5 protein-coding genes are annotated in these 4431 nt (G+C 65.7%); 3 read left to right on the top strand and 2 right to left on the bottom strand.

All coding sequences use genetic code 11. The features are described from left to right. Positions 1-126: 126 nt before the first annotated feature. On the bottom strand, positions 127-909 hold the full coding sequence (locus tag VFL64_RS09570) for an ABC transporter ATP-binding protein (RefSeq protein WP_489540153.1): 783 nt from the start codon (positions 907-909) through the stop codon (positions 127-129). Next, entirely contained in the window at positions 906-1712 is an 807-nt protein-coding gene (locus tag VFL64_RS09565; RefSeq protein ID WP_489540152.1) for an IclR family transcriptional regulator, read from the bottom strand. The genes VFL64_RS09570 and VFL64_RS09565 overlap by 4 nt, the downstream gene beginning before the upstream one ends. Before the next feature lie 279 nt (positions 1713-1991). Between VFL64_RS09565 and VFL64_RS09560 the strand changes: the two genes are divergently transcribed. From VFL64_RS09560 to VFL64_RS09550, 3 genes are read left to right on the top strand one after another with little or no spacing between them, the layout of a single operon-like run. Then, positions 1992-2540: a cytochrome b gene (locus tag VFL64_RS09560; protein WP_489540151.1), complete on the top strand. Its 549-nt coding sequence runs from the start codon at positions 1992-1994 to the stop codon at positions 2538-2540. Next, positions 2537-3103: a YceI family protein gene (locus tag VFL64_RS09555; protein WP_489540150.1), complete on the top strand. Its 567-nt coding sequence runs from the start codon at positions 2537-2539 to the stop codon at positions 3101-3103. The genes VFL64_RS09560 and VFL64_RS09555 overlap by 4 nt, the downstream gene beginning before the upstream one ends. 34 nt (positions 3104-3137) lie before the next feature. Further along, positions 3138-3707 (top strand): YceI family protein, encoded by a 570-nt coding sequence (locus tag VFL64_RS09550; protein ID WP_489540149.1) that lies wholly within the window; start codon positions 3138-3140, stop codon positions 3705-3707. Positions 3708-4431 lie beyond the last annotated feature (724 nt).

The raw sequence follows: 4431 nt of genomic DNA, 5'->3' as shown, positions 1-4431 counted from the left end.
CGGACTTCGAGAAATCGTGTCATGGTGTATTGATCCAAGCCAAGCTACGCGCCGAGGAACCGGCTCTGCCGGGCCTCTGGCGTGGCGCCCCTTGGGGGCAGGAGCGGAGCGACTGGGGGGCCAACATCAATGCGCCCCCTGCAGTTCGACGTTCGCGGTGCCCATGTAGGCCTCCATCACGGCCGGGTTCTTGGACACCTCGGCATACGGCCCTTCGGCCAGCGGGGCGCCACGCTGCCGCACGGTGATGGTGTCGGCGATGCTCGAGACCACGCTCATGTTGTGCTCCACCATCAGGATCGTGCGGCTGACCGAGACCTTCTTGATGAGCTGGCGGATGCGGTCCACGTCTTCGAGGCCCATGCCCTGCGTGGGCTCGTCGAGCAGCATCAGCTCGGGCTCCATGGCCAGCGTGGTGGCGATCTCCAGCGCGCGCTTGCGGCCATAGGCCAGGTTGACGGTGAGCTCCTCGGCGTAGGGTTCGAGGTCGACCTCGCGCAGCAGCTGCAGCGCGCGTTCGTTGAGCGAATGCAGCGAGCTCTCGGGCCGCCAAAAGTGAAACGAGGTGCCGAGCTTGCGCTGCAAGGCCACGCGCACGTTCTCGAGCACGCTCAGGTGCGGGAACACCGCCGAGATCTGGAACGAGCGAATGATGCCGCGCCGCGCGATGTGGGCCGGCTTCTCGCCGGTGATGTCTTCGCCGTTGAAAAGGATCTGTCCCGAAGTCGGCGTGATGAACTTGGTCAGCAGGTTGAAGCAGGTGGTCTTGCCGGCGCCATTGGGCCCGATCAGCGCGTGGATGTGGCCGCGCCGCACCTTGAGGTTGACGTTGTTCACGGCCACGAAGCCCTTGAACTCCTTGGTCAGGTTGCGCGTCTCGAGGATCGTCTCGCTGGTGTGTGCGTTCATTTGGTTCTCTGCTCGGATGTGGCGCCAAGCCGCTGCGAAAGCTGCCGGGCGACGTCGATCACGATGTCTCGCTGCTGGCCGGTGAAGCGGGGCTTGAGGGTGGCCTTCTGCAGGCAGATGCCCACGCCGGCCACCACCTCGCCTGAGGCGTCGAACACCGGCGCGGCCATGCAGTACACGCCCTGGCGCACGTCTTCGTCGTCGATGCCGTAGCCGCGCTGGCGCGTGGCGGCCAGCTCGGCCAGCAGGTCGCTGCGGCGCATGGAGGGCAGGTTGTTGAAGGGCGGCAGGCGCGCGGCCGGGAAGAGGCGCTTGACCTGGGCCTCGTCATGGAAGGCCAGCATGGCGCGCCCGGTGGCGGCACGGTTGGCCGGCAGGCGCATGCCCACGCTGAAGGCCAGCCCGAGCGGGCGCAGGCCGTTGCGCACGGCGACATACACCACATCGGTGCCGTCGAGCACCGAGAGGATCACCGTCTCTTGCGGCGCGCTGCCCAGGCTGCTCCAGAGGCGCTCGAACTCCTGCGCAGGGGTGGTCTGGGCCGCGAAGGCATTGGCCAGGCCCATCACGCGCGGGCCGATGAAGAAGCCGCCGTCGTCCTGGCGGCGCAGATAGCCCAGCGCCACCAGGGTGTTGCACAGCCCGTGCACACTGCTCTTGGGCAGGGTCAGGCTGGTGGCGAGCTTGGCCAGGCTCATGGGCTCGCGAGCCTTCTCCAGCAGGTCGAGCAGCGCCATCGCACGCGCCACGGCCGGCACCAGGGCGGGCTTGGCAGCGGTGGATTCGTGGGCCAGTTCGAGCATGGAGAGCACAGGTCGTGATGGGACGCGGATCGGGGTTGTTCAGCCGGCTGAATGGTGTTCGATGGATCGAACTCTGGGCCCGCAGTCTAAGGTTGCATGCGGCGGCTGTGACAACTTGAAGCGGCCGTTGCGGGAAAGTCCGCAAAGGGTTTGCCCCTTCGCACTTTTACGTAAGCCCGCATGCCCGACGGGGGCAAGACGGCCCCTCCAAAATTTTGAACACCCACAACAACCGGGCTGAACCGGCGCGCCGGGGCGGCTCGATAGAGTGCCAACCTCATGAACACACCCACTGCCCGCCGCTACACCCCCACCGCGATGCTCCTGCATTGGGTGCTGGCGCTGGCCATCGTCGGCTCCTTCTGCATGGGCGTCTACATGGCCGACCTGCCCTTCTCGCCCCAGCGGCTCAAGCTCTACAACTGGCACAAGTGGGCCGGCGTGACCATCCTCGCCCTCTCGGCCGTTCGATTGCTGTGGCGCCTCACGCACCAACCGCCTGCCGACCTGCCCATGCCGGCCTGGCAGCGCCTGGCAGCGCATGCCACGCATTACGGGCTGTACCTGCTGTTCTTCGCCGTGCCGCTGGTGGGCTGGGCCTACAGCTCGGCGGCGGGCTTTCCCATCGTGTGGTTCGGCGTCCTGCCGCTGCCTGATTTCGTCTCGCCGGACAAGGCGCTGGCCGAGGCCATCAAGCCCTGGCACGGTTACCTCGCCTTTGCGATGGCCGCGCTGGTGCTGATGCACGTGGCCGCCGCGCTCAAGCACCACTTCATCGACCGCGACGGCCTGCTGTCGCGCATGTGGCTCACCAGGAAACCTTCATGAGAACCTACGTTGTCGTGGCCGCGCTGGCCACCCTGTCCGCCCTCGCCCTGCCCGCCTTCGCGCAGCAGAAGCTGGTACCGGCGCAAAGCGAGATCGCCTTCACCAGCAAGCAGATGGGCGTGCCGGTGGACGGCAAGTTCACCAAGTTCGACGCGCAGGTCAGCTTCGACCCCAAGCAGCCCGCCGCCGCCAAGATCGCCTTCACGGTCGACCTGGCCAGCGTGGCCTTCGGCGCCAAGGAGACCGAGGCCGAAGTCGCCAAGGCCGACTGGTTCAACACCAAGGTCTTCCCGCAGGCGACCTTCCAGTCGAGCAGCGTGAAGGCGGCCGGGCCGGGCAAGTTCGAGGTGGCGGGCACGCTCGCCATCAAGGGCGCCAGCCAGAGCGTGGTGGTGCCGGTCACCGTCACCCAGGCGGGTGGCACGACCACCGCCACCGGCGCCTTCGCCCTCAAGCGCCTGGACTTCAAGATCGGCGACGGCGACTGGAAAGACACCTCGATGGTCGCCAATGAAGTGCAAGTGAAATTCAAGCTGAACCTGACTGGCGTGAACGCGCTCTGATCCCCTCTCCCACCCTCCCAAGGAAACCGACCCCATGACCAAGACCCTGATTGCCGCCGCCCTGTTCGCCACCGCCGGCCTGGCCCACGCCGAAGTCGCCACCTACGCGATCGACCCGACGCACACCTTCGTGAACTTCGAGTCCAAGCACTTCAACACCAGCACGCTGCGCGGCCGCTTCGACAAGAAGGAAGGCACGGTCACGCTCGACAAGGCCGGCAAGAGCGGCAAGGTCGAGTTCACGCTCGACACCAACTCGGTGAGCACCGGCGTGGCCCCGCTCGACACGCACCTGAAGAGCAAGGACTTCTTCAGCGCCGCCGAATTCCCCACCGCCAAGTTCGTGGGCGACAAGTTCACCTTCAACGGCGACAAGGTGGCCTCGGTGGCCGGCACGCTCACGCTGCGCGGCAAGACCCACCCGGTGACGCTGACCGCCACCAACTTCAACTGCTACGAGAACCCGATGCTCAAGCGCGAGGTGTGCGGCGGTGACTTCGAGACCACGCTGCAGCGCAGCCTGTTCGATGTGAGCTATGGGCTGCAGTACGGCATTCCGGATGCGACGCGCCTGTTGATCCAGATCGAGGCGGTGAAGCAGTAAGGCTTCTGTCTCTTCGTCGGCCTCAGTCCGTTCGGGCTGAGGTAGCGAAGCCTTGCTCCGTTGTTTGGTTGTTCCCGCTTCGCGTGGTGTGTTTCTTCCTACTTCCACCGGGTGCGCCGGGAGTCCGCCCCGGCGGGCGGGTCACTTTCATTTGTCGCGCCAAATGAAAGTAACCAAAGCAAAGGCGCTCTTCATCTGGCCGAACTGCGTGGCCACAAGCCTCGGCCTGTCTTCGCCATGCCACAGGATCGGCCGAACATCTGCTGCGACAGCACTACTCATCGTCTCGCCTCGCTGCGCTTCGGCTTGAACCCTCGGCAAAGCGAAGCGAGCCGAGACACGAAGCCGAAGGCGAGCTTTCTCTTCGGGCCCCTTGGTGAGCCGTCGAGGAGCACAGGGCTTTGCGGGGCGCGCGTCAGCGCGCTTCGTCCTCTGACTTCGCGCCGCCTGTTTGAACGCAGCGGCCAACGGCCGCGTAGTGAGTTGGGCGCGAGCCCCCATGACCGAGCAGCGCAGAGCAGTCGGCCCTAGGCCGACCGGCGAGCAGGGTGCCCTTTCTTTTGCCTTCTTTTCTTTGGGCAAGTGTTCAGACCGGAGACATGGGTAACGGGTGTGCCAGGACATGGGTAACACCTTCTCAAGTATCGACGTTGAGGTCGATGCGCATGAAGCGTTGATGGCAGAAGTAGACGTCGTGCAGGCCGTCGCGCAGAGGGTTGGGGCG

Source organism: Rhizobacter sp. (genome assembly GCF_035702065.1).
In the GTDB taxonomy this organism is placed as follows: domain Bacteria; phylum Pseudomonadota; class Gammaproteobacteria; order Burkholderiales; family Burkholderiaceae_C; genus Rhizobacter.
Note: the sequence above shows the minus strand (reverse complement) of the source record. Positions and strands in the feature narration are given on the sequence as shown.